A 25,093-nucleotide genomic window follows, 5' to 3' on the forward strand; every position below is an offset into this window, starting at 1 on the left:
TCTGGTCGGGCTACGCCCTTCCGACGTTCCCCGATTGCGGCATAAACTGGCCTGATTTTACACCGCCATTTGGCCTGTTTTTATTCCGCCGTTGACACTCTTTACTGCCGGGCGCGCGGCCATGATGCTGGAAGGAGACTGGCTGGTAAGCCAGTTAAAAGGCACAGGTGCGAACCTTGATGATTATGGCATCTTTCCATTCCCTACAGACACAAACCGCCTGTATGGATTTGGTGAGTATAATTACATCAGTTCAAAAAGCCCAAACCCTGATACGGCGGCTAAATTCCTTGATTATCTTTCGTCTACCCCGGTTCAACAGGACCTTGTCGGACAATTCAGCACCGTTTCAGTGAACAAGAATGTAAAATACGAAAACCAGCAGCCCCTTGAAGCTGAGTGGCTGGACATTTTTAATGATTACGGCTCCGTTTACATGAACGGCGACCAAGCATTTCCGCTGGATGTTACCACTGAATATTTCCGCGTCATCAACAGTGTGGCTGCTGGTGATATGACCTCCGATGAAGCGTCGACACAGATGCAGGCTTTCATCAAGGCTCGAAACTAATCCTCCCCGGATGCGAGCTGCCTGAGCTTGATCGCTCAGACAGCTCGCAGGGCCACAATCATCAAGGCAGTCTCATCATTGCCTGGAGGAAAGCATGTCGCTGAAAGCAATCACTCAGACACCGCGTATCCAAGCGTCCATTCTGCTCATCCCGGCTTTGGCGATATATGGCATATTCGCACTATATCCGATGCTGGATGTCATTGTTATGAGTTTCCAGAAATGGAACGGGCTTGATCCGGAGCGCCGGTTCGTGGGCCTCTCCAACTATTCTGCCATATTCACCAATGACCCCGTCTTCTGGGTTGCCTTCAAAAATACCATCATCTGGACATTGTTGAGCCTCGCAATACCTCCCTTCATAGGCTTGCTTCTGGCTTTGAGCCTCAATCAGAAAATATTTGGCCGCAACAGCCTGCGTGCAATATTCTACCTCCCAGTTATCATCGCCCCCATCGCTGTCGCGACGATGTGGAAGTGGATGTACGATCCGTTCTTCGGGCTCTTTAATCAGTTGCTGACCAATTGGGGATTGCAGTCTTGGATTCAGGACTGGCTCGGCAACAAAAGCATCGCACTTTATTCCGTATTTGTTGCCTACATTTGGCAAACCGTTGGCTTCTCGATGGTTTTGTTTCTGGCTGGGCTTCAGAACGTATCGCAGACACTGGTAGAAGCCGCACGGATAGATGGCGCCGGACGCTGGGCAATTTTCAAGCATGTAACATTGCCTGCGCTTCGGCCGACGATGACTGTTGTTCTGGTGCTATCCATCATCTCCTCGCTCAAAGCATTTGACATTGTTTATGGCCTGACAGGTGGTGGCCCAGCGCAAGGCACACAAATGCTGGCACTTTGGGCGTTTACACAAGCTATGCAGATTTTCGACTTCGGGCGTGGCGCTGCAATTTCCGTCGTCTTGTTGTTAATCACGATGGCGATTGTTGTTCCATATCTGCGCTGGATGCAGAAGAACGAGGAGTTGGAATCGTGACCACCACTTCACTCTCTCAAGTTCCATCTAAGATGCGACGAGATCCAGTCCTGATCGGTTTGTGGATCAGCCTGTTACTGATCGCGGTCATCTGGATTGCTCCCTTTGTATTCATCGTCTTCACATCGTTGAAAACACCTGCCGCTGTCACAAGCACCGGCGCCTTCATGCCGCCTGTAGAATGGGCGTGGGGTAACTATTCGGGAGCATGGAACCGGGGCAGCTTTGCCAGTTCATTTTTCAACAGCGTTATCATAACCGCGATCAAGGTCCCAATTGGGCTGCTTATATCTGCCATGGCCGCTTATGCTTTGGCCAAGATAAAGCTCAAGCTCGGTAAGCTGTTACTTCTTATTGTGGTCTTTGGAACTATGATCCCATTTCAGGTCATGCTGGCTCCACTGTTCACACTCGTCAATTCATTTGGACTGATTGACACCTATATCGGCGTTATTCTTCCCTACATTGCATTCGGTGTACCTTATCAGGTCTTCATTCTACATGGGTTCTTCAGGGGAATTCCGAAAGAATTGTCTGAGGCTGCTCTGATTGATGGGGCAAGTCACTTCACCATTTTCCGGCGGATTTTTCTTCCTGTCTGCCTGCCTGTCCTCGCAGCGCTGTTCATTCTTGACTTCGTGTCGACGTGGAACGAGTTCGCGATGGCCCTTGTGCTTTTACAAGATCAGGGCATGTGGACGCTTCCACTGGGGCTGATGTCTTTTCAAGGCCAATTCTCCAGTGATTACGGGCAGTTAAATGCAGCAATTGTGATGACGGTCCTTCCCGCTACGATCGTCTATCTGATCTTTCAACGCTATTTCGTTTCTGGCCTGACCTCTGGCGCGGTCAAAGGCTGACGAGCATTCAGTAAATTCCGAGGAGAAATGCATGTCTGGTGCAACCGTCGAAAAATGGGGTGTTTTTGAAGCATCCTTTGCCGGACCTTCCACTGGCAACCCCTTTCTCGACGTGGCTTTTGATGCGATTTTCAAACATAAAAGCCGCGAAGTTCGTGTTCCGGGTTTCTATGACGGCGATGGAACCTATCGTCTCCGTTTTATGCCCGATATTGAAGGTGAGTGGACATTCACGACACGCTCAGCAACGAAAGAACTAAACGGCCATAAAGGCTGCGTTCTGGTAGAACGACCTTCAGCGAACAATCACGGACCCGTTCGTGTTCGTAACAAGTTCCACTTCTCCTATGCGGATGGAGCCCCGTTCTTTCCGTTCGGAACGACTTGCTATGCCTGGACGCATCAGCCGCTCGATATGCAGGACGAAACTCTGGAGACGCTTTCAAAAACGCGCTTCAACAAGATCCGTATGGGCGTTTTCCCGAAAGACTATCCTTACAACACCAACGAGCCACTGCATGCCTGCTTTGAAAAAGACGCAGATGGTAAAGAAGATTTCGACAGACCGAATCCTGCCCATTTCAGGCATTTTGAAAAGCAGATTGCGGCGCTATGTGAGCTTGGTATTGAAGCTGACATTATCATGTTCCATCCTTATGATCGATGGGGCTATGCGGATATGAGCGCAGATCAGGATTACCGATATGTCGAATATCTGGCTGCCCGCCTGTCTGCCTATCGCAATGTATGGTGGTCGCTTGCCAACGAGTATGATTTCCTGCTCAACACAAAGCCAATCGAACAATGGGACCGATACTTCCAAATTTTAGAAGAGAACGATCCCTATCAGCATCTGCGCTCAATCCATAATGGCGACGTGAATTCCAACTACGATCACCGCAAACCATGGGTCACACATATCTGCATTCAAAACCCGGATGTGAAGAAAACGCAGGAATGGCGTGACACGTACGGCAAGCCGGTGGTGAATGACGAGCCGGAATATGAAGGGGACATTCTTGAATCCTGGGGCAATCTGAGCCCGCAGGAACTGGTGCACCGTTATTGGATATCGATGGCACGCGGTGGATATGTCGGACATGGTGAAACATATTCCGATGACAATGATCTCATCTGGTGGGCAAAAGGCGGCAAACTGCACGGCGAAGCGTGGAAGCGCATCGGCTTTCTCCGTGACCTGCTGGAAGCGGATGTTCAGTACGGTCTTGAACCTCTTGGGCCTGTCAAACAATGGCCCTGGTCACGCGTATCAGGTGCACGCGACGGCGATGGCGATTTCAGACTGATCTATTTTGGTGAACACCAGCCCGTCGTCTGGTCATCCGGGCTCCCGATGGATAGCGATGACTATGAAGTCGACCTGATCGACACATGGGCAATGACCATTGAACCGGCCAAAAAGATAGCCGCCCCTGTCACCCACCCAGTAAGACACGGCGCAATCGTGCGCGGGGGAAAGCCCGACGCTGCATTCGGCGTGTCAATCCCGCGCAAACCGTATCAAGCACTGCGCGTGCGCCGTAAGAAATAAATCAGGAAGGTTTGCATATGTCTGGATTAAGCATTGCGGATGTCAAAAAATCTTATGGAACGGTCGACATTATTCATGGTGTCGATGTCGAAATTAACGAGGGTGAGTTTGTCATTCTCGTTGGCCCCTCAGGCTGCGGAAAGTCGACACTGCTGCGCATGATTGCGGGCCTTGAAGATATCACTTCAGGTCAGATCAGCATCGGTGGACGCGTCGTTAACAACCTGCAACCCAAAGACCGTGATATTGCAATGGTTTTCCAGAACTATGCGCTTTATCCGCAAATGACTGTTGCTCAGAATATGGGCTTTGCGCTGGAGCTTGCTGGCTCCAGCAAACAGGAGATTGCCAGAAAGGTAAATGAAGCGGCCGATATTCTTGGACTTCAGCCGCTTCTTGATCGAAAGCCGGCACAGCTATCGGGTGGCCAGCGGCAGCGTGTAGCAATGGGACGCGCAATCGTACGCAATCCCAAGGTCTTCTTGTTTGACGAACCGCTATCGAACCTTGATGCAAAACTTCGCGTTAAAATGCGCGCAGAAATTAAGGCTCTTCATCAACGATTGAAGACAACAATCGTCTATGTGACACATGATCAGATCGAAGCCATGACCATGGCCGATAAAATCGTTGTCCTGAACGGCGGCAAAGTTGAGCAAATCGGATCGCCGCTTGAGCTTTATGATCATCCGAAAAACATTTTCGTTGCTGGCTTCCTTGGATCTCCCGCAATGAATTTTCTAAGCGGAACCCTTAAAAATACCAAGCAATTGAATTTGGAAAATGGCTCGAGTGTAAAAATCGCCGGCGCACCCTCCGCTGCGGTTGGCAAAAACGTGGTTTTCGGCATCAGACCGGAAGACATTTCTATCGGAGGTTCTGACGACATTGAGGCTGTTGTGAAGGTGGTAGAACCCACCGGCTCTGAAACGCACATTGTCCTGGATGTTCAGGGTCAAGAATTAACCTGGGTGGTGCGCGAGAGAACAACGCTTGAAGTTAGTCAAAAAGTGAATGTTTCTTTCGAAACTTCGAAACCGCACTTTTTTGATAGCGCCACCAAACAGCGCTTTGAAAATTAAAGCCTAGAAAATAAGCAAGCTATTGAGTCAACAGCTTCTGTCACACTTTCCAAAGCGTCTATGTGACGGCAAAGATTTTGATTAAATCATAAAGTAGCTTGCGCCCTAGCTTTGAGAAGAGGATCGAAAACCACAGCGCTTGAGGGGATAATCCCCCGATCATAAACTATCGTATCCGAGCGCACTGCCCGGGGCTGGAAGCGATTCCGATCATCTGGAGCGATCTGGCCCGCAATATATGGGGGCACATCCGATGCCAAGTCTTGTTGCCCAGATTTTTCAGGCAAGGCGCGCGCCATTGCTCAAGATCCGCCTGCCAATCCTCGTCCATCGACAGCCTCCGTCAAAGTGGACTCTTCTTAAATCCCAAAACTAAACTCCTGCCACAGGAGTGCTCGGCTCATTCCAGCCCATTAAATTGTAAAAAGCATAACGCCAGATACCAATTTCTTCATGTAAGACCATATCGAATGCAAGAAATGACATCGCTGAAGAAGACATATTTGTATGCGTCGTTTTCAGATATACCGCAGCGACAGGCTCAGGATGAACGCCAAAATGCGCCAAATAGAGCAAGTCGCGTTTTATGATCGGCGCTGCTTGAAGCAGAACAGTCTGAGATGGCTTGATATTTTTCAGAATGACAGCCGTATTTTTCGCATTCTGCCATGTGTTGCGGCTATTCTCATCAAGAAGGATATCTCTAGGGTTAATACCGGCCTTTTCGAGTTCTCTCGCTATGATTGCGGCTTCCGATACGCCCGTTCGTGCAACATCAGCGCCACTGGCAATGAATGTGCACTTCAAGCCAGCTTGAACACACTCATGGTTCGCGCGAACTGCCGCCAATATTGGCCCATAGGAAAACAGAAGGGGTTCCACGGTCTTTTGACCGATCTCATCAACGGATTGCGTTCCCGTACCGAAAATAAGAAATGCTGTATTGTCTTTGATCGAGGATTGCATTTTTGATGAATAAGGAGATTGCAAACGATGCAGCAGGTAACCGGGCAAAAAATTTGACGCAATCGAAATATAAAGAATGGTGCCAGCCGCAATAAACAAAAAGCTTATTTTTCGAAATTTAAAATTCCAAAAAAGAAACCCGGCAATAATTAATGCTATATTTAAGTTGAGTGCCATAAAAGCCCCCTTAATAAATCAAAGTTTATATCGTTCTATTCCAGGCACTGCCTCAGTGACAAACCCGCTTTTGTTAAAACTGAAACAGTCTGGATACCCCATAGTTTTGGCATTATTTTGCCAGGACTCCACACGAAAAAGGGCCCCGTTTCCGGGACCCTTTTAAGTTATCTATTCTTGATTATAACGCGTTACCACTTCACTTTGAAGCCAGCTGTAGCCTTATATGCGTAGCTATCCGCAAAATGATTAAGTGAGGTGTTGATAGTGCCTTCGCCATAGATGGCATATTTACTATCCGCCCAGGCATATGTCCCACCAAAGCCGACGCCAGCCCATGTCCGGTCATTGTCAGTATCAAACTTCACGCCTGCCACCTTGACTGATGAACCGCTGAGCATCTCCTGATAGAGATTGGCAATACCATAGACAGTGGTATTGACCATCAGACCATCTTCACCCTTCCAGTCATTTCGATAGTTTGCGGCAAGCCCCAGACGACCGGTCAGACTGTCAGTATCATTGGTGCTAACACGCGCACCCCAGACATCGTTGAATGAATCGGCATTAATCGAAGACCACATCAACTGAGCCTGTGGAGTCAGCGACCAGCTTGGGGCCATATCAATACGCTGTCCGACTTCAACGCTCATCGCGTAACCTGTCGCCTTGCGACCATTGGCAAGACCGGTATTGGCTGTCCAAGAATCGAGGTCACTGTTGAACCAGGTCACCTGACCCTGTGTATCGACATAGAAACCATTATTACCATACCAGGTTGCGGTTGCTCCAAGGCTCCAGGCATCGGTGGTGATGGTTCCATCGCCGGAGTCGGACGAAACATCAGCCTTGCCATGGCCGTACTGGCCGTTGATTCCAGCAATCAGTCGTCCGCTTTCGCTTTCATAGAACTGCCCATCAACACCGGACTGCATGACAAAGGTATTAACGTCCTGCTTCATGCGAGCTGCCGAAGAGTTCGGCTCCAGACGGTTATGCGCACCTTCAACGCGAGCCCAAACGCCATGCTCGTCGACAACCGCACCAGAGCTCTGACCATCGCCACTGCTACCGTTCAGGTAACGCTCACCAACACGCTGCTGCAACGTTGAAAGCTTGTTGAGCGTCTGCATGCTCGATACATAGCCTTCATAGACCGGAACACCGGCACTATAGCGGGTAGCTGGCGGGTTGACCGGGTGGTTTGGATCAACAGGGTGGTTTGGATCGACAGGGTTGTTTGGATCGACCGGATTGGTTTCCATATTGCTGGTGAGATACCAGTTGCCGTCTTGCGATGAAGCGGGGCTGTTTTTGCGCAGCGTATAGGCATAGGCACCACCTACAACAGCCTGCTTGCCGTCTTTGGTGACGTAATCGCCTGCCAGCTGGAAGTCACCATCCGATTTGCCACCAACATTGATAATCTGAATGCCGTTAACCGTCTTGGCACCAACACCATTCTGATTGTGGATCCGCAACGTTGTCTCACCCGATGTGTTACCGCCAACCTTGAGCATGTCCGTTGCGGAATTATCGTCGCCGAGAACTGTATTGAGAACGAGCGTTCCGTTCTGCCCGGTGTAGTCGCCCTTGACATTCAACCGTGCACCAGCGCTTCCCGAACTGGTGATCATGCCAGCATTGGTCAAAGATGCGACGGTGCCGCTGAAGCCACCAATGTCGAGGCTGCCCTTGTCTGCAATGCTATAGGCGGATGCGTCACTCAAAGCCTGATTTGAGCCAATATGCAACTCGCCGCTAGCGATATTGGTCGCGCCGCTATAGTCGGAAGTGCCATCCAGAAGCTGCGAAGCACCATCCAGTGTCAGACCGCCAGAGCCGGTCAATGTGCCAGAGAAATGATCGCCCATCGTCAGGGTCAGATCACCGCCGGTCAACTTGACAGTGCCATCGCCGCTCAGACCTGCAACCTTGGTGTTGAAGCCGTTCAGATCGGCAGTTCCGTCTTTTGCGACATTCAATGTGCCCGTACCGAAGGCGACATCGGCGATGCCTGCCTTTGCAATGCCCTTCTGAACATCAAGGCCGCCCGTAAAGCTGTTGGCACCGGAGAAATTGACCTCACCGCCACCCATCTGCACAACCCGGCCATCACCGCTGATCACGCCACCAAAGCCGACATTGCCACTATGGTTGAATGCAAATGTGCCGTTATTGCTCACATCGCCGGTAATGCTGCCGCCATCATCAAGCTGCAATGTGCCGCCCCCAATGTTGGTGCCGCCGGTATAGGTATTGGCCTTTGTCAGAATTATCGTGCCAGAACCGAACTGGTTGAGACTACCGGCACCGCTGACCGTATGATCGAAGGTAAGAGTGTCGGTGCGGTTAAAGGCAAGCTTTGCATTCGCATCAACGGTCACATCACCAGCAACACTACCGGTTGTGCCTCCGTTGCCGATTTGCACAGTACCCGCTGCGATCCGCACATTGCCAGTATTGTCACCGGTCAGTGCCAGTGTGCCATTGCCCATCTTGTAGAGCGCTGCCGTTGGATCGCCAGCGGTATGATCAAACTTACCGGCAAAGACGCCGTCATCATCCGAAGCGACTGTCAGGGTTTTTGCTTTGGTGTGAATGGTGCCATCACCCGCAAGTCCACCGACAGTTATATTGTGCGTTGTCAGATCGACAACACCAGGTGCGTTGACGGTAAGAACCCCCGTGCCGAAAGCAAGGTCATCGAAACCTGCGTTAACTATACCTTCAGCCACTGTGAGACCACCGGTGAAGCTGTTATCGCCGCTCAGTGTGAGTGTGCCGGAACCCGTGTGCACGACCGAGCCTTCGCCGGTGATTTGGGCTGTAAAGTTCTGCGTATCATTGTGATTGAACGCCAAGGTGCTTTTGGTGTTCACGTCGACCTTGGTGGATGCCAGCGTGCCCATTGCGCCGCCTGCACCAAGCTGCAATGTGCCGAGGCTGATTTTGGTGTCACCGGTATAGGTATTGGCACCGGTCAGAATGAGCGTGCCTTTGCCGGTCTTGTTGAGACCATTTGTACCCGCGATCACAGCAATGATCGTCGCTTTGGTTGCATCGCTGCCTGCTGAGCCATCGCCCACGCGAATAATCGGGGCCGTGTTGCCATTTGCGAGGGTCAGCGTGCCGCCGCCCATCGTATAACCGTCAACGGCAAACTGCATACCCGCAGCGCCGACCCCTGCTGGAGCAATGGTCACTGTACCGGCAGTTCCGCCAAAGATTGCGAACTGGGCGTCGACCCAAGGGCCGTTCGCTGTGCCGTTTTCATTTGTCCAGTTGTTGCCGGTTCCCCACGTGCCAGTGCCGCCATGAACAGTGCCGTCACCTGTCGTGTTGGCACCATCCCAATAGCCCAGAGTCAGACCACCTGTGTTGGTGAGGGTAACGTCATGTTGCCCGACAGTAAGCGATATATTGGCAGCTTCAATCGCAGGATCCACAGTGCCGATTGTCAGATTAGTATTGGTCACAACACCGTCAGCGTGGAAGACGTTGTTAACGCCGATGCCAAAGCCACCATCATCGCTGATGTTGAGGGTGCCTCCGACGGTCAGATCGCCAGTGACATTGAACATTGCATCGGTGTCTGCACCCATGGCAACATTTGTCTTGCTGTTCGTATCCAATTTGAGGTCGCCGTTGAATTGAAGCGTCTGGCCTGAGACGCCAGAAAGTGTGCCGCCCACAATATGGGTATTGCCCGTGATGGTGCCATCGCCATCAAGTGTCCCATTTTCCGAGACCTGCACAGCACCGCCCAGCTTGCCATGCAAGGTGAATGTTCCCCCAAGGACATTGGTTGCGCCTGTATGCGCAGAACCATCACCATTATAGACCAGCTCGCCATCGCCGTTCTTAATGAGGTTGCCTGCACCCGTGATGGCACCATTGAGCGTTAAGGTTTTATCCGTCTTCACGAAGCCGCCATTGGCACCAAAGTCAAATGTGCGGCCAGAGGTGAAGGCTGCGGTGTTGTTCAATGCGCCGCCATTGAAAGATAGCGCGCCACTTGCTGCACCCAAGGCTGCATCGGAGGCAACGGCAATGGTACCGGCATTGAGTTTGGTGCCGCCGCTATAGGTGTTGACACCGCTCAATGTCAGCGTGCCAGAGCCAAGCTGGACAACATCGCCCGTGCCGGAAATGACGGTGTCGAACTTATAGGCATTGGAGCGGTTGAAGGCGAGTGTGCTGTTGTTGGTTATGTCGGCGTAGAGAGACCCCGTCGTGCCACCATCACCCAATTGCAGCGTGCCGCCGCTGATGTTTACAGCACCGTTAAACTTACCCTCAGTGCTATCGCCCGTCAGCTTCGTGACGCCGGCAAGCTGATTGATTGTCGAGAAGTAAGAAGCCTTAGTGGAAATGGCCGCGTTAAAAACCGTGTCGCCCGTATGGTTAAAGTTGATGATTGGTCCAGGAAGCCCTGCTATGGGGACACCGCAACCAGAGCACAGATTAGAAGCGTCGAGTGTTCCGGCAGCGGTTGGCGCCTGACCAGCGGCCGCACCAATATTGATGACACTCGCATTGAACATTTGGAATGCGCCTGTATTCACTTTCACGACCGCGCCATCGGCGATGGTCAGCACGCCTTGTTCCTGCCCCCAGGCAGTAGTAGCCATCGGCGCCTGGGTTCCTATTATCAACGCGTTAGTCGTTAGCTCTGTGCCAGCGCCCGTTACAATAACCTCGCCATGGCGAGCACCTTCGGGGTTAGGATCAGAGCCAGAACCGATGAGAAAGTTTCCATTCCGACCTGGCTTTACAGCATCAACCTTGGCACCATCCTCAATGCGCACAGAAGCGGACACATTGCTACTTCCACCGACAGCGATACCACCAGTCTTAACAGTTGTGCCCTGTCCGGTGACAAGCATGCTTGCCGTTCCCGGATTGGTAAAAGTGCCTTTGTTTTTGGCAAGGGTAACGCTGTACTCCCCCAAGTCCAACGAAGCCCCGTTGCGTATAATAAGCTGGTCATTGCTGCCATTGCCTATCCCCATCGAAATACTACCAAGCTCAACCTTGGTGCCAGCACCGTCGATGGTGAAGGTGGAATTGTGCCCCGTGGCACCCTTCTCGCCAAAATTGAAATCTTGCTCGGGGGCCGTTATGGTTGCACCGCCCGAGACCGTCAGGGTTGAATTCTCATTGACGCCCATGGTGATGGGGCCATCAGGGGTCCAGTTGGTGGTGCCTGTGACGGGCGCAGGCGAGAGATCGCCACTATAGGTAATCGCCGGATCAGCAAAAGCTGCCGTGGCACAGAGGCCACTGACTGCGAGTGTCAGCGTGGAAACCCCACATAAAAGCAACGTGCGCCCCGCCATACGCGACTTTGCACCGGCAGCATTGCGCAGTCTCATGTTTTGCTTATCCGTCATGTCGATTATCCATCTCCGTTGCTCGGGCTTTGTCTGGCCAAAACGACCGGCCCCGCATGCTTTTCTGCAATCTTATGCTCCCGCAACCGCTTGTTTTCGAAAAACAAAAGGCAACAGGTCCAATATATCAATAACGAGTCTTGTACATTCAGCCGCCCTTTAAGCAGACGAACAGAATAAAAAGCAAGCTGAATCACAATTCAAAAACCGAAATGACAATAAGATCATAAATATTTATTTGTCAATTCGTGTAGAAAATTGCTAGCTATATCTAATATTCTTCATATATATACCAATAAATAATAGTTACTATGTTTTTACATGCTAAAATAAGAATTGCTATTATGAATTGAATTTATTTGAGAATCCGATCAGCGGTTTGCAAAAAGCCCGAAACATTGAAGCATCACCACCCGCAGCTCAAGCGCAGAAAGGGGGCTATGACCCGCCCATGCGCTGTGACATTGAAGCATCACCCCCACATCATTTTGAAGGCGCTCCCTTGAGGGCCATTTCCCGCTTTGATTGCGTTGTTGGAAATATTCCCGCATTTGTTTACACGCTTTATCCTCAAGCGCACCGCAAAGCTTTGGAGCTTGCCACATGCATCAACTCCGCGCATCCTTTGCCTGCACGACATGATTTGTGGAGAGACCCAATGGACCAGCCAGCCTATGATCTCGAATTCGGCGAAATGATCCGTTGGCTGAAACAACATAAGCTCATTCTGCAATCCGATTTGGAAGGCAATGCAGAGCTATCGACGCACGCCGAACGCATCGGTCGAAAACGTCGGCGGGAGGCCGGGAATTCAACCGAACCAAGACATAAAGAACACAGATCAAATTAACCTGACACGGCAAAAGGAGGAGGGAAAAGATGCGCCGCAAAGGGCTCATATCTTTTGGACGACAGGGCGTATTTTACCGGCTGTTTTTCGTATGCGCCGCATGGTGCCGTTCTCAGCAGCGTGGTGAGCCAGCATGGTGACAGCAGCTTCTGGCGCTCTGTGCATTATCTCACCAAGCCGACGGCAACACTGCTTCTGCTGTGTGCGATCCTCAATGCCCCGCGCCTGATTTCAAAGGCTTATGGCTTTGCCATTGCAACGGGCCTCGCCTTTGCCGCAGCCGGTGATTTTTTCCTTATGCTTCCCGGCGATTATTTTCTGGCCGGTCTGATCTGCTTTTTCATAACCCATTGCATCTATATTTATGCTCTGTGCCGCAAAGCGCATTTTACTCAGCATAAACGCGTTCTCATTGTCTTCGCCGCGCTTTCAATCGCTATCATTGCCGGTTTGTGGACGGGCATACCAGGCGCGTTAAAAATACCTGTTGTGATTTATGCAGGCGCAATTGGCCTTATGGGCGCGCAGGCTTTCAGCCGCGCACTCTCAACCGCGTCTGAAACCATCGCGCATTACAGTGCGTGGCTTGCAGCGGCTGGCGGGTTATTCTTCATGTTAAGTGATACATTGCTTGCCTTTAACCGCTTCCACACACCCATTCCGCTTTCTGGACTCTGGGTTCTTGGCACCTATTATGTGGCGCAATTCCTTTTTGCCCGCTCAACTGAGAATTTTGCCTATGAACGCTGATCAAGCCCTATCGCAGCCGCAGCAATTGCAGACCACCTTTGAGCGCTTGCGACAAAACTGGATCAGCCATCGCCCCGCCTATGAGCAGCGCGTGGATGATTTGCGCCTTCTGCGCAAAACTCTCCATGAACGCCTTGACGATATGGCAAAGGCTGTCAGTGCGGATTTCGGACACAGATCTGTGCACGAAACCTTGCTGGGCGAAGCAAGTGTTGTTTTCGCCGAAATTGACGAGACCATCCATCATCTCAAACGCTGGATGAAGCCGCAGCGCCGCAAGGCCGGCTGGAAATTATGGCCTGCGAAAGCGGAGGTGCGTTTTGTGCCGCTTGGCGTGGTCGGTATTATTTCGCCGTGGAACTATCCGGTCAATCTGGCACTGGCGCCGCTTGTGGCAGCGATTGCTGCCGGAAATCACGTCTTTCTCAAACCCTCCGAGCACACGCCTCAGACCGCCGCATTTTTACGCCGGCTGATTGGCGACGTCTTTGCTCCAGAAAGAGCAGCGGTTGCGCTGGGGGATGCCAAATTGTCAGCGGCTTTCTCCGCTCTGCCCTTTGATCATTTACTTTTTACCGGCTCGACGGCTGTAGGCCGAAAAATCATGAAAGCCGCCGCTGAAAACCTCACGCCGGTCACGCTTGAGCTTGGTGGAAAATCGCCAGCAATTGTCAGTGACAGCGCCAATCTCAAGCGGGCTGCGGCATCCATTGCCACCGGCAAATATTTCAATGCAGGCCAAACCTGCATAGCGCCAGATTATGTGCTGATCCATCACAGCAAGCGCGATGCGTTTGTGGCCTTAATGCGTGAAGAAACGCAAAAGCGCTATACGGGATATTCAGCATCCGCCGATCGCACGACAATCATCAATGACATGCAATATGCGCGCCTTTCCGGTCTGCTCGAAGATGCGAAGGACAAAAGCGAAGCCATTATTCCGCTTCTTGAAACATCTCCCACACAAAGCCATACGCGAGCGATGACGCCTGCGCTCATTCTTGAACCCCACGCCGACAGCGCGATCATGAATGAGGAAATTTTCGGCCCGCTGCTGCCCGTTCTGAGCTATCGCTCCATTGATGAGGCCATTGCCATTATGCTCGCACAGGAGCGTCCACTGGCGCTTTATTGTTTCAGCGACAACACAGCTGAAATCGAAGCCGTGCTTTCACACGTGGTTGCAGGCGGTGTCTGCATTAACGACACGCTCTACCATTTTGCTTGCGGTGATCTGCCTTTTGGCGGGGTTGGCCACAGTGGCATGGGCCATTATCATGGCAGGGATGGCTTTTTGACATTCTCAAAGGCCATGCCGGTGCTGACAAAATATGCGCCAGCGCCCACCGATTTGATCAAGCCGCCCTACTCCGGCCTCACGGACCGTATCATTCGCTTCATCACAAGATAGAAAACAGATACTGTTCAAACTGTAAAATGCCCTATTTATATGAGAATTGTTCAAATTCCGGCAAACAACGAGGCAGTCACGGGTGCAGAAGAAAAAAGACCCAGGTCGCATTTCAAAGAAGATATTGACCGCAATCCGCAACAGGCCCGGATTCCGACCGCCTCATGCCAATGTCGCTGAGGGCGACATTGTGATTGCGTCCTATAATGTGCACAAATGCATTGGTGTCGATAAGATCTTTGATCCACAGCGTACGGCCGATGTTATCAGTGAAATTGATGCCGATGTGATTGCATTGCAGGAGGCCGACAAGCGCTTTGGTGAGCGCTCGGGCCTGCTTGATCTCGGCCTGCTCGAAAAGCGGCACGGCCTTGTGCCGGTCCCCATCACCTCAACCATGCCCAAAGGCCATGGCTGGCATGGCAATGTGTTGCTGTTTCGCGAAGGTGTGGTGCGCAATGTCCGGCAATTATCGCTGCCCGGCGTAGAACCGCGCGGTGCACTGGTTGCCGATCTGCAATTTGCCACAGGTCCGTTGCGGGTCATCGCGGCCCATTTGGGACTTTTGAAACGGTCGCGCGAACAGCAGGCCGAAAGCATCCTCTCCGCCTTGCAGGAAGCCGATACGCTGCCGACGCTGTTGATTGGCGATCTCAATGAATGGCGTATCGGCAAACGTTCATCGCTGGCCTCATTGATGCCGACCTTCAACCATGTCGCGACCGCCGTGCCAAGCTTCCCCTCGCGTTTTCCGGTCTTTGCACTGGATCGCGTTCTGGGAACGCCGCATAATCTGGTGACATCTGTAGAAGTGCACAACACGCCGCTTGCACGCATCGCATCGGATCATCTGCCAATCAAAGCCCATCTTGACCTCAAGACAGCCACACACCTTCTGGAAGAATTCAACCCGTCACTGCTGACCAGCAATTCTACTCTTGAGACCTAAAGTGTTTCCTGTTTCGATTGAAGCATTGAAAATGCTTTGCCTGTTGTTTTCACGCATTATTCCGCGCAAAACCGCTACGCACTTTTGCTGGAAATGCTCTTTTGCTCACGCATTATCCTGCGCAAAAGCCGCTACGCACTTTTGCTGGAAATGCTCTTTTGCTCACGCATTATCCTGCGCAAAACCGCTGCGCACTTTTGCTGGAAATGCTCTTTTGCTCACGCATTATCCTACGCAAAACCGCTACGCACTTTTGCTGGAAATGCTCTAAAGATAAGGCGACCCGAGCCAAATAATACGATCAATCAGCCGCTCATAAAATGGGCGACTTTTGAGGCGCGCAAGGTTCACTTCACGGCTGGTTTCGATCGCTTTTCCGATTCTTTCTTCTACCTGAAGGGCTATGTCCCGATCCAGAATTTCCATATCGATCTCAAAATTCAGCCGAAGCGAACGCGCATCCAGATTGGATGAACCGACATAAGACCAGGCGCTATCAATGGTCATGAGCTTGGAGTGATTGAAAGCGCCGCCCGCGCGCCAGATGCGGCAGCCGCCCTGAAGCAGCTGATCGAACTGTGCACGCATGGCACGATCCACCAGCTTGAGATTATTGACACCCGGCACAACCACATCGACCGATACGCCACGTCGTGCCGCTGTGACCAGCGCACTGATCAATTCACGATCCGGCAGAAGATAGGGTGACATAATCAGGATATGCTCCTGTGCAACCGAAAACGCACCCATCATCATGCGATGGTTGGTTTCAATATTCTTGTCCGGCCCCGACCCGACAATGCGGATAAGCTTGCCCGTTCCAGGCGGATCCTTGGGCGCGGCAATGCTCCATGCGTCACCCGTCAGCAACTCGCCCGTTGCAAAGCGCCAATCCTCGGAAGCCACATGAAACAAATCAGCGATCGCCGGGCCTTCGACGCGAAAATGCGTGTCAAAGGCCACCGCGTCGCCAGCAATGGCCTGCACGAAAGCACCGCGAATATTCATGCCGCCGGTAAAGGCAAGCTTGCCGTCAATGATCAGTATCTTACGGTGTGTGCGCAAATTCGCATAAGGCAGACGCAGCCCCATGATGATGTTGCCATTGAACACATCAACGGCGATATTTTTTTGCTTCAAAAGGCCGACAATGCTTGGAATGGAATAGCGCGCACCGACTGCATCGACCAGAACGCGAACTTCCACACCCCGTTTAACCGCATTCTCCAGAGCATCGGCAAATTGCTGGCCAATGGCATCGCGATCAAAAATATAGGTTTCGAGCATAATGCTGCGCTCGGCTTTGCCAATGGCTTCAAGCATTTGCGCATAGGCTTCGTCGCCGGTTTCCAGCATTTGAATGGTGTTGCCACTGGTGAAATCATAAAGGCTGACGGTGTCGCCGAGAATTTTCATCGCGCCAAATTGTTGGCCAAAGGCTGCACGAACACGATCATTGGTCGTATCGAAATGCGACAGGTGATAAAGCGCGATATTGCCCATGTCGCGCTGATGGCCAAGCGTGCTACGCCTGATGCGGTTGACGCCCGCCAAGGCATACACGACCGCTCCAACGATCGGCGAAAGCACAATAACACCAACCCAGCCAAGCGCAGTGCGCACCTCGTCTTTGGTAAGCGTTGCATGGATGGCAGCTATCGTGCCCAGGATTATGGACACGGCGGCGAGGATATGTGGCCAATAGTGCGAAAGAATATCAAACATGACCTGACCTTACCCCATAAATCAACGCAACAGCCAAGAGATATAGTGGAACCGCCGATCAGCCAACAATGTTTTCTCGATCTGCCCAAACTCTTTTAGGACCACTGTTCAACCGAATGTTTTCCTTTATATTAGCGGCGGGACTGGAAATTAGAGGGACATCACATGGCAACAACTCAGAGTAATTTTAATCCGGCAAATCTTCCGAGCGAACTTTCGTCCAAATGGGGCTGGTTTGTCGCACTTGGCGTTGCATTGCTCATTCTTGGTGGCATTGCGTTCGGCAATCTCGTTCTGGCAACGGTCGTCTCCGTTTATTACGTTGGCATTATGATGCTGACTGCGGGTGTGATTGAAATCATCCACGCATTCGGCGTGAAAAGCTGGGGAAGCTTTTTCTTCTGGCTCTTGAGTGGTCTGCTCTATGCCGCAGCTGGAATCGTTGCCTTTATCAATCCAATTCTGGCCGCTGGCGTTCTGACATTCCTGCTTGCAGCAGCCCTTCTCGGTGCAGGTATTTTCCGTATCTGGATGGGCTTTCAGTCAAAACCTGCCGCCGGTTGGGGCTGGATTGTTGCGGCAGGCGTTGTCACCGCACTTGCCGGATTGGTCATCGCATTTCAGTGGCCGGTCAATAGCCTGTTCATTCTCGGCCTTTTTCTCGCAATCGATCTGATCTTCCAGGGCTGGTCGTTCATTGCTTTCGGTCTTGGCATCAAGCGCTAAAATCTGAACGCGAAAGCCTCAAAAGCGGCGTATCCCACGCCGCTTTTTCATTTCAACTCGACCTTTTCATCAAGGACTGCTAGATGCTGCGCACAATCTTCGCAGCTGCGTGTCGCGCCGCCCACCCTTTGCCATTACGAGTTTCTTCATGCCCGCTGATCATCCTGTTTCAAAGCGCCGTACCTTCGCGATCATCGCGCACCCGGATGCTGGTAAAACCACGCTGACCGAAAAGCTGCTGCTGTTTGGTGGCGCCATCCAGCTCGCCGGTGAAGTGAAAGCCAAAAAGGATCGCATCCAGACCCGTTCGGACTGGATGAACATCGAACGCGACCGCGGTATCTCCGTTGTCACTTCGGTAATGACATTTGAGTATAAGGATTGCATCTTCAACCTGCTCGATACGCCGGGCCACGAAGATTTTGCCGACGACACCTATCGCACGCTGACCGCTGTGGATTCTGCCGTCATGGTCATCGATGCCGCAAAGGGCATTGAACCACGCACGCTGAAGCTCTTTGAAGTGTGCCGTATGCGTGACATTCCAATTGTCACCTTCATCAACAAGATGGACCGCGAAGCACGCGATCCACTCGAAATCCTTGATGAAATTGAAGAAAAGCTGGCGCTTGATACAGCGCCGATCACCTGGCCTATCGGTTCGGGCAAAAGCTTTGCCGGCACTTATGACCTACACAACGATACCGTGCGCCAGAAAGATGCCGAAGAGCACCCCACCAAGGTCAGCGGACCGGAAGAAGCCGCGAAGCTTCTGCCTGAAAATGAACGCGAAGCATGGATTGAAAGTGTGGAACTTGCGCGCGGCGTCTGCCGCCCGTTTGATCTTGCGTCCTTCCGTGAAGGCCACATGACGCCGGTTTATTTCGGTTCGGCACTCAAAAATTACGGCGTGCGCGATCTGATCGAAGCCTTCTGCGACTTCGGCCCTTCCCCACGCGATCAGCAGGCCGACACCCGCATGGTCGGTGCGACCGAAGACAAGATGACCGGCTTTGTGTTCAAAATTCAGGCCAATATGGACCCGAACCACCGTGACCGTATTGCCTTCCTGCGCGTCTGTTCGGGCAAGCTGTCACGCGGCATGAAGGCCAAGCTGGTGCGTACAGGCAAGCCGATGAGCCTGTCTGCGCCGCAATTCTTCTTTGCACGCTCCCGCCAGATTGCTGACGAAGCCTTTGCGGGCGATGTTGTGGGCATCCCGAACCATGGCACATTGCGTATTGGCGACACGCTGACCGAGGGGGAAGATATCCTGTTCCGCGGCGTGCCAAACTTCGCACCGGAAATCCTGCGCCGCGTCCGGCTTGATGATGCAATGAAGGCAAAGAAACTGCGTGAAGCGCTTCAGCAGATGGCGGAAGAAGGCGTCGTGCAGCTCTTCGTGCCGGATGATGGTTCACCGGCAATTGTCGGCGTGGTTGGCGCGCTGCAAATTGATGTTCTGACCGAACGTCTCAAGATCGAATATTCTCTGCCCGTTGGCTTTGAAATGTCGCGTTTCTCGATTTGCCGTTGGATTTCGGCAGATGATCCGGCAGAACTCGACCGCTTCATTGCCGCACACCGCGCCGACATTGCGCATGATCTCGACAATGATCCGGTATTTCTCGCGCAGAACGGCTTCTCGCTCAACTATGAAGCCGAGCGTTGGAAGGCAATCCGCTTTGACACGATCAAGGATTATCAGGTGCGCGATAAAGCCTGATCAACCCCTTACTCCATCCGCAGATGCGTCAGCTTCTGCGGATTTCGGATCAGATAGATCGTTTGGACTAGCCCGGCTTCGATCTGAAGAGCTGCCACTTGCGGCAAACCATCTGCTTCAAGGCTCATATGGCCGGGCAAACCATCAAACAGCGCGAAATGATGGATGGCAGGCACCTGCCCACAAGCCTTTCGAGCGATCCCTTCATAAAGCCGCATAATCTTTTCACGCCCATATATCGGGTTCAGCGCCGCATTGCGGATACCGCCGCCATCGGAATACATCACGACATCTTCCGCGAGAAGACCTTTCAGCGCCGTCATGTCACCGCTGCGGGACGCCTGAAAGAAAGCCTCGGCAAGTGTGCGCCCACGATCCTCGGGCATGGAGAACCGTGTCTTCTCCTGCCGGACATGGCTGCGTGCGCGGCTAGCCAACTGGCGACAGGCCACAGCATCGCGATCAAGCACGCGCGCAACCTCGTCAAAACCCATATCGAACACGTCATGCAAGAGAAATGCTGCCCGCTCCAGCGGCGACAGACGGTCGAGCGCCAACATCAGTGTCAGCGTGATGTCATCGCTGTGATCTTCCTCATGCTCGACAAGGGGTTCAGGCAACCATGTGCCGGGATAAGTCTCGCGCCGCACACGGGCAGATTTCAGATGGTCGAGCGCTAGACGGCTGACCACGCGCGTGAGCCAGCCCTGCGGCTCACGGATGGTTGCCCGATCCGCAGCACTCCAGCGCAACCATGCATCCTGCACAATGTCTTCGGCTTCGGCATGGGTGCCAACCATACGATAGGCAATGCGAATGAGCCGAGGCCGCAAGGCCTCGAACACATCCGTATCATTTATCGCAAGCTCAGGCGAGGGTTGCATCGGTTTTGACCGGATGAACGAGACGAAAGCCAACGGCAATGCGGTTCCATGCATTAATGGTGGTAATCAGCAGGGTCAGATTGACGATCTCTTCGTCTGAGAAATGCGCTTTCAAAGCATCAAAATCCTTATCCGGTGCGCCCGTCTGCGCCAACAGGGTCAGCGCCTCTGTCCAGCCAAGTGCCGCCCGCTCCCGCGCAGTATAAAGCGGGGATTCACGCCATGCAGCAACCAGATAGAGGCGCTCTTCGGTTTCGCCAGCCTTCCGCGCATCAGCCGTATGCATATAGATACAATAGGCGCAGCCATTGATCTGCGAAGCGCGGATTTTCACCAGCTCATAAAGGCTATATTCAAGCCCTGATGCAGCAACACGCTTTTCCAGCTCCACCATTGCCTGCATGATCTGCGGTGCGAAAGTGTAAGGGGCAAGTCTCTGTTCCATGATTTTTCTCCTAGATGCCGACCAATATCTTGTCGTTCACCATCAGGACGAGATAGCTGCATGGGAATGTGACATGCCCCGCATCAAAAAATCAGTTTTTTGTTTCAAGAAGTGCGGCTGCAATTTTTTCTGCAAGGTTTCGGGCCACGTGCTCCTTGCTCATGTCCGGCCATTCTTCAATGCCAGCGTGGCTTAAGATACGCACACGGTTGTGATCACCACCCATCACATCGCCAGACACATCATTGGCAACGATCCAGTCGGCGCCTTTCTTGTCGAGCTTGCGAGTAGCATTGGCGAGAACGTCCTGCGTTTCCGCAGCAAAGCCCACCACAAGACCGGGGCGCTTGTCGCTATGGCCCACACCCGCCAGAATATCCGGGTTCTCAACCATGCTGAGCGTTGGTGCACCCTCGCCCGGCTGTTTTTTGATCTTCTGATCCGCAGCATTGACTGTCCGCCAATCGGCAACGGCTGCGACCATCACTGCCGCATCAGCAGGAAGATGCTTTTCGACCGCTGCCTGCATTTCGCGCGCGGTCTCGACATGGATGACATTGACGCCCTGCGGGTCGGGGATCGTGACCGGACCAGACACCAGATGCACGGTTGCGCCCAACTGCACTAATGCGCTCGCAATGGCATGGCCCTGCTTGCCTGAGGAACGGTTGGCGATGTAGCGCACCGGATCAATCGGCTCATGGGTCGGGCCGGAGGTCATAACGATCACTTTGCCTGCAAGCGGCTTTGGCTGTGGTGCAAGCAGATTTTCTATTGCCGCGACAATTGTCAGCGGCTCGCTCATGCGGCCTGTGCCCGCCTCTCCGCTTTCCGCCATCTCACCCTTTTCAGGGCCGATGAAATGTACGCCGTCTTTTTCCAGTGTCAGGCGGTTGCGCCGGGTCGCGGCATTGTCCCACATGGCAGGGTTCATGGCAGGCGCCACCAGCACCGGAATTTTACGTGCGAGGAGCGCGGCACTCGCGAGATCGTCCGCAAAACCATTGGCCATCTTCGCCATAAGCCCAGCCGTTGCCGGTGCAACCACGATCAGATCGGCATCACGCGCAAGGCGGATATGGCCGACATCCTGCTCATCTTCGCGCGAGAAAAGATCCGTAAACACATGATCGGCAGCAACTGCGCCAATGGTTAGTGGCGTCACGAATTGTTGCGCTGCATCTGTCATCAACGGGCGCACATGGGCACCGCGCTCGCGCAGGCGACGAATGAGATCCGGTGTTTTGTAAGCTGCAATCCCACCGCTGATGATGAGAAGAATACGCTTATCGCGCAATGAACCGGCAATCGGTGAAGAAACAACAGCAACCGGCTTTGCCTCTTCCAAACCGCCAAGAAGAAGCCTTGCTTCTTCTTCCATGGAGCGGCCGTTCTGGGCGGCTCTCACACGCAGCCGTTCTTTCGCGGCATCATCAAGATTGCGGATTGTAATGCTGGCCATTTGATTGCACCGGATCAATTTCAGTGCAATCAATGAAATCACTATTCTTACGAATAATCAACATTCAGTTGAATTAAAGCTCAATATAGAGCTTAAGCGCTATCGCAGCCAATGAAATTGCCATCACAATCTGCGCGATACGTCCCCAGCGCGAATGCCGTGCTTCGGCCTTACCAATGGCTTCTGCGGTCGCATTGTCGAAGCGCAGACCATTTGCGGCCATCGCATCAAGCGCCGCAGACGCACGATCCATTCTTGCGACCAGTTCCGGCGTTTTGCGGGTGAAATGGAGCAGCGCATAGGCGCTGTCCTTTGCATCCAACAACATGCCCTGTGGCCCAAGATTTTTGCGTATCCAGTCGCCAACGACAGGTTCTGCCGCTTTCCACATATTGAAATGCGGATCAAGCGTGCGCGAAACACCTTCCACCACCACCATCGTCTTCTGTAGCATCAGAAGCTCAGGCCGTGTTTCCATGTCAAACAACTCAGTCACTTCAAACAGAAGCGTCAGCAGCTTTGCCATGGAAATGGTTTCGGCAGGCTGTCCATGGATTGGCTCGCCAATAGCGCGGATTGCCTGCGCAAAGCTTGCCACATCATGCGTATGCGGCACATACCCCGCTTCAAAATGCACTTCCGCAACGCGCATATAATCGCGGGTGATGAAGCCATAGAGGATCTCGGCCAAAAAACGCCGCTGCTGCTTGTTGAGCCGCCCGGTAATGCCGAAATCCACGGCGACAATGACGCCCTGCGGATCGACGAACAGATTGCCCGGATGCATATCGGCATGGAAAAAACCATCACGCAACGTATGACGCAGGAAAGACTGGATCAGCGTTTCGCCAAGCTTCTTGAGATCAAAACCGGCACCCCGCAATGCGTCGATGTCGGACATCTTGATGCCATCGATCCATTCAAGTGTCAGAACATCGCGGCCCGTCCGCTCCCAATCGACATTCGGAACACGAAAGCCTGCATCATCCTTGATATTTTCGGCAATCTCGGAAAGTGCTGCCGCCTCAAGCCGCAGATCCATCTCGATGCGCGTCGTCTGGTGCAGTGTTTCCACCACCTGAACCGGGCGCAGACGGCGCGTGAACGGCACATGCCGCTCCTGCATTCGGGCGACCATGAAAAAGCTTTCAAGATCGCGCGCAAAACGCTGACGGACACCCGGACGGATCACCTTGACGGCAACCTTGTGCGGTGCGCCATCTTTCATCACATAGGCCGGATGGACCTGTGCCATGGACGCCGCCGCAATCGGCGCATCAAAACTTACATAAAGATCATCAATCTTGCGGCCAAGAGAGGCTTCAATGGCAGAAACTGCCTCAGCTTGTGGAAAATAATCAAGCCGATCCTGCAATAGCTCCAAATCGGCGGCTACATCCTTGCCGACAATATCCGGACGCGTGGCCAGAAACTGACCCAATTTCACATAAGAAGGACCAAGCTTGTTCATTGCCCGCGAAATGCGCTCTGAACGCGGGGCATCTTTCGCACGCTTGCGCGCCAGCACTTTGGCAAACTTATGCCCCAATGCAGGCAAACCCGCCGCATCATCAACAGGCAGTGCGCTCAACACGCCTTCGCGCGCCATGATCCAGCCAGCACGCATCAACCTTAGGGCCGCAGAAATATTGCTCATGTCGGTCTCAGAGCTTCCAGCCGGAATGAAGTGCAGCAATGCCGCCGGTGAAATTACGATAGCTGACACGCTCGAAACCAGCCTCGCGAATCATCCGCGCAAAATCTTCCTGTTTTGGAAACTTGCGGATTGATTCTACGAGATAGTGGTAGGAATCGGCATCACCCGTAATCATCTTGCCAATGCGCGGAATCGCCTGAAACGACCACTGGTCGTAAATTTTATCAAGCAAAGGAAGTTCGACTTCGGAAAATTCGAGGCACATAAAACGCCCGCCCGGCTTCAATACGCGATAGGCTTCAGACAGCGCTTTGTCGATATGCGGCACATTCCGGATGCCGAATGAAATGGTGTAAGCATCGAAGCTTGCATCTTCAAACGGCAGTTCTTCCGCACTGGCTTCAACAAATTCGAGATTGTCGGCAAGTCCCTTCTTGATGGCGCGCTCGCGCCCGACACCAAGCATCGAACCGTTGATATCGAGAATGGTGACATGGGCCTGACGGCCTGAAGCTTCAACAATGCGGAACGCGATATCGCCCGTACCACCGGCAACATCGAGCGAAGTCCAGCCCGGACGCCTGGAAGGCGAAAGCCAGCTGATCATCGCATCTTTCCAGACACGATGCATGCCAGCGGACATCAGATCGTTCATTACATCGTAACGCTTGGCAACCTTATGGAAAACCTCGTTGACCAGTCCCTGCTTGACATCTTCATCGACTGCTTTGAAGCCGAATGAATGTTCCATGCCACCTTGTGCACCCACGCGGTCTGCATTGCCGTTCTGCTGGCTCATAACTATCCTGCCGGTTCGTATGCGAAACGAAGACGATCTTCGCTTTCCGTTTGCCTGATGCATATAAAGCTTGTACCGGACGATACAAGCACAGACCGTAAGCCGATACCC

General features: G+C 52.7%; 17 protein-coding genes and 2 pseudogenes. 11 read left to right on the forward strand and 8 right to left on the reverse strand.

Features of this window, described 5'->3' with window-relative positions; genetic code table 11:
* Window positions 1-94: 94 nt before the first annotated feature.
* From VBH83_RS13775 to VBH83_RS13795, 5 genes and pseudogenes are all read left to right on the forward strand, one after another.
* Window positions 95-571 (forward strand): annotated as a pseudogene (locus VBH83_RS13775) (extracellular solute-binding protein); the annotation flags it as partial.
* Between the two features lie 94 nt (window positions 572-665).
* On the forward strand, window positions 666-1,565 hold the full coding sequence (locus tag VBH83_RS13780; protein WP_265982871.1) for a carbohydrate ABC transporter permease: 900 nt from the start codon (window positions 666-668) through the stop codon (window positions 1,563-1,565).
* A gap of 32 nt (window positions 1,566-1,597) precedes the next feature.
* Window positions 1,598-2,425: a carbohydrate ABC transporter permease gene (locus VBH83_RS13785; protein ID WP_265983835.1), complete on the forward strand. Its 828-nt coding sequence runs from the start codon at window positions 1,598-1,600 to the stop codon at window positions 2,423-2,425.
* Window positions 2,426-2,456: 31 nt separating this feature from the next.
* Entirely contained in the window at window positions 2,457-3,977 is a 1,521-nt protein-coding gene (locus VBH83_RS13790) for a DUF5060 domain-containing protein (protein ID WP_265982870.1), read from the forward strand.
* Window positions 3,978-3,994: 17 nt separating this feature from the next.
* Window positions 3,995-5,059, forward strand: a complete 1,065-nt coding sequence (locus tag VBH83_RS13795; protein WP_265982868.1) for an ABC transporter ATP-binding protein — start codon at window positions 3,995-3,997, stop codon at window positions 5,057-5,059.
* A 372-nt stretch (window positions 5,060-5,431) separates the two neighbouring features.
* Here VBH83_RS13795 and VBH83_RS13800 read toward each other — a convergent pair whose 3' ends face one another.
* Both VBH83_RS13800 and VBH83_RS13805 read right to left on the reverse strand, forming a co-directional pair.
* Window positions 5,432-6,202 (reverse strand): YdcF family protein, encoded by a 771-nt coding sequence (locus VBH83_RS13800; RefSeq protein ID WP_265982867.1) that lies wholly within the window; start codon window positions 6,200-6,202, stop codon window positions 5,432-5,434.
* Between the two features lie 191 nt (window positions 6,203-6,393).
* Window positions 6,394-11,598 carry an autotransporter outer membrane beta-barrel domain-containing protein gene (locus VBH83_RS13805; RefSeq protein WP_396998231.1) on the reverse strand — a complete coding sequence of 1,735 codons (5,205 nt, stop codon included), beginning with the start codon at window positions 11,596-11,598 and terminating at the stop codon, window positions 6,394-6,396.
* Between the two features lie 349 nt (window positions 11,599-11,947).
* Between VBH83_RS13805 and VBH83_RS13810 the strand changes: the two genes are divergently transcribed.
* The 4 genes and pseudogenes from VBH83_RS13810 (at window position 11,948) to VBH83_RS13825 (ending at window position 15,558) form a co-directional block, all read left to right on the forward strand.
* On the forward strand, window positions 11,948-12,448 hold the full coding sequence (locus VBH83_RS13810; RefSeq protein WP_396998232.1) for a hypothetical protein: 501 nt from the start codon (window positions 11,948-11,950) through the stop codon (window positions 12,446-12,448).
* A gap of 29 nt (window positions 12,449-12,477) precedes the next feature.
* Window positions 12,478-13,198, forward strand: a pseudogene (locus VBH83_RS13815) (lysoplasmalogenase).
* Complete coding sequence (locus VBH83_RS13820) at window positions 13,188-14,609, forward strand: coniferyl aldehyde dehydrogenase (protein ID WP_265982860.1); 1,422 nt, start codon at window positions 13,188-13,190, stop codon at window positions 14,607-14,609. The pseudogene VBH83_RS13815 and the gene VBH83_RS13820 overlap by 11 nt, the downstream one beginning before the upstream one ends.
* A gap of 82 nt (window positions 14,610-14,691) precedes the next feature.
* Complete coding sequence (locus tag VBH83_RS13825; protein ID WP_265982858.1) at window positions 14,692-15,558, forward strand: endonuclease/exonuclease/phosphatase family protein; 867 nt, start codon at window positions 14,692-14,694, stop codon at window positions 15,556-15,558.
* Between the two features lie 267 nt (window positions 15,559-15,825).
* On the opposite strand, the gene cls is transcribed toward VBH83_RS13825, so the two are convergent.
* Window positions 15,826-17,283: a cardiolipin synthase gene (cls, locus tag VBH83_RS13830; protein ID WP_265982857.1), complete on the reverse strand. Its 1,458-nt coding sequence runs from the start codon at window positions 17,281-17,283 to the stop codon at window positions 15,826-15,828.
* A 165-nt stretch (window positions 17,284-17,448) separates the two neighbouring features.
* On the opposite strand from cls, the gene VBH83_RS13835 reads away from it, so the two are divergent.
* Window positions 17,449-18,009 carry an HdeD family acid-resistance protein gene (locus VBH83_RS13835; protein ID WP_265982856.1) on the forward strand — a complete coding sequence of 187 codons (561 nt, stop codon included), beginning with the start codon at window positions 17,449-17,451 and terminating at the stop codon, window positions 18,007-18,009.
* A gap of 148 nt (window positions 18,010-18,157) precedes the next feature.
* On the forward strand, window positions 18,158-19,735 hold the full coding sequence (locus tag VBH83_RS13840; RefSeq protein ID WP_265982855.1) for a peptide chain release factor 3: 1,578 nt from the start codon (window positions 18,158-18,160) through the stop codon (window positions 19,733-19,735).
* Window positions 19,736-19,743: 8 nt separating this feature from the next.
* Here the strand turns inward: VBH83_RS13840 and VBH83_RS13845 are convergent, their stop codons facing one another.
* From VBH83_RS13845 to ubiE, 5 genes are all read right to left on the reverse strand, one after another.
* Window positions 19,744-20,619 (reverse strand): sigma-70 family RNA polymerase sigma factor, encoded by an 876-nt coding sequence (locus tag VBH83_RS13845; protein WP_265982854.1) that lies wholly within the window; start codon window positions 20,617-20,619, stop codon window positions 19,744-19,746.
* Window positions 20,603-21,064, reverse strand: coding sequence for a carboxymuconolactone decarboxylase family protein (locus tag VBH83_RS13850; RefSeq protein ID WP_265982853.1), 462 nt, complete (start codon window positions 21,062-21,064; stop codon window positions 20,603-20,605). The genes VBH83_RS13845 and VBH83_RS13850 overlap by 17 nt, the downstream gene beginning before the upstream one ends.
* Before the next feature lie 91 nt (window positions 21,065-21,155).
* Entirely contained in the window at window positions 21,156-22,526 is a 1,371-nt protein-coding gene (gene coaBC, locus VBH83_RS13855; RefSeq protein ID WP_265982851.1) for a bifunctional phosphopantothenoylcysteine decarboxylase/phosphopantothenate--cysteine ligase CoaBC, read from the reverse strand.
* Between the two features lie 73 nt (window positions 22,527-22,599).
* Window positions 22,600-24,183: a 2-polyprenylphenol 6-hydroxylase gene (gene ubiB, locus VBH83_RS13860; RefSeq protein WP_265982850.1), complete on the reverse strand. Its 1,584-nt coding sequence runs from the start codon at window positions 24,181-24,183 to the stop codon at window positions 22,600-22,602.
* A gap of 7 nt (window positions 24,184-24,190) precedes the next feature.
* The gene (gene ubiE / locus VBH83_RS13865) at window positions 24,191-24,982 is read right to left on the reverse strand and encodes a bifunctional demethylmenaquinone methyltransferase/2-methoxy-6-polyprenyl-1,4-benzoquinol methylase UbiE (RefSeq protein WP_265982849.1); all 792 of its coding nucleotides are present in this window, start codon (window positions 24,980-24,982) and stop codon (window positions 24,191-24,193) included.
* Between the last annotated feature and the right edge of the window lie 111 nt (window positions 24,983-25,093).

The organism is Ochrobactrum sp. S1502_03, from assembly GCF_044435015.1.
GTDB lineage: Bacteria > Pseudomonadota > Alphaproteobacteria > Rhizobiales > Rhizobiaceae > Brucella > Brucella chromiisoli.

Excerpts from the sequence above, each read along its gene's own strand:
- VBH83_RS13780 (WP_265982871.1), top strand. The coding sequence starts at position 666 with ATGTCGCTGAAAGCAATCACTCAGACACCGCGTATCCAAGCGTCCATT.
- VBH83_RS13785 (WP_265983835.1), top strand. The coding sequence starts at position 1,598 with ATGCGACGAGATCCAGTCCTGATCGGTTTGTGGATCAGCCTGTTACTG.
- VBH83_RS13790 (WP_265982870.1), top strand. The coding sequence starts at position 2,457 with ATGTCTGGTGCAACCGTCGAAAAATGGGGTGTTTTTGAAGCATCCTTT.
- VBH83_RS13795 (WP_265982868.1), top strand. The coding sequence starts at position 3,995 with ATGTCTGGATTAAGCATTGCGGATGTCAAAAAATCTTATGGAACGGTC.
- VBH83_RS13800 (WP_265982867.1), bottom strand. The coding sequence starts at position 6,202 with ATGGCACTCAACTTAAATATAGCATTAATTATTGCCGGGTTTCTTTTT.
- VBH83_RS13805 (WP_396998231.1), bottom strand. The coding sequence starts at position 11,598 with ATGACGGATAAGCAAAACATGAGACTGCGCAATGCTGCCGGTGCAAAG.
- VBH83_RS13820 (WP_265982860.1), top strand. The coding sequence starts at position 13,188 with ATGAACGCTGATCAAGCCCTATCGCAGCCGCAGCAATTGCAGACCACC.
- cls (WP_265982857.1), bottom strand. The coding sequence starts at position 17,283 with ATGTTTGATATTCTTTCGCACTATTGGCCACATATCCTCGCCGCCGTG.
- VBH83_RS13835 (WP_265982856.1), top strand. The coding sequence starts at position 17,449 with ATGGCAACAACTCAGAGTAATTTTAATCCGGCAAATCTTCCGAGCGAA.
- VBH83_RS13840 (WP_265982855.1), top strand. The coding sequence starts at position 18,158 with ATGCCCGCTGATCATCCTGTTTCAAAGCGCCGTACCTTCGCGATCATC.
- VBH83_RS13845 (WP_265982854.1), bottom strand. The coding sequence starts at position 20,619 with ATGCAACCCTCGCCTGAGCTTGCGATAAATGATACGGATGTGTTCGAG.
- VBH83_RS13850 (WP_265982853.1), bottom strand. The coding sequence starts at position 21,064 with ATGGAACAGAGACTTGCCCCTTACACTTTCGCACCGCAGATCATGCAG.
- coaBC (WP_265982851.1), bottom strand. The coding sequence starts at position 22,526 with ATGGCCAGCATTACAATCCGCAATCTTGATGATGCCGCGAAAGAACGG.
- ubiB (WP_265982850.1), bottom strand. The coding sequence starts at position 24,183 with ATGAGCAATATTTCTGCGGCCCTAAGGTTGATGCGTGCTGGCTGGATC.
- ubiE (WP_265982849.1), bottom strand. The coding sequence starts at position 24,982 with ATGAGCCAGCAGAACGGCAATGCAGACCGCGTGGGTGCACAAGGTGGC.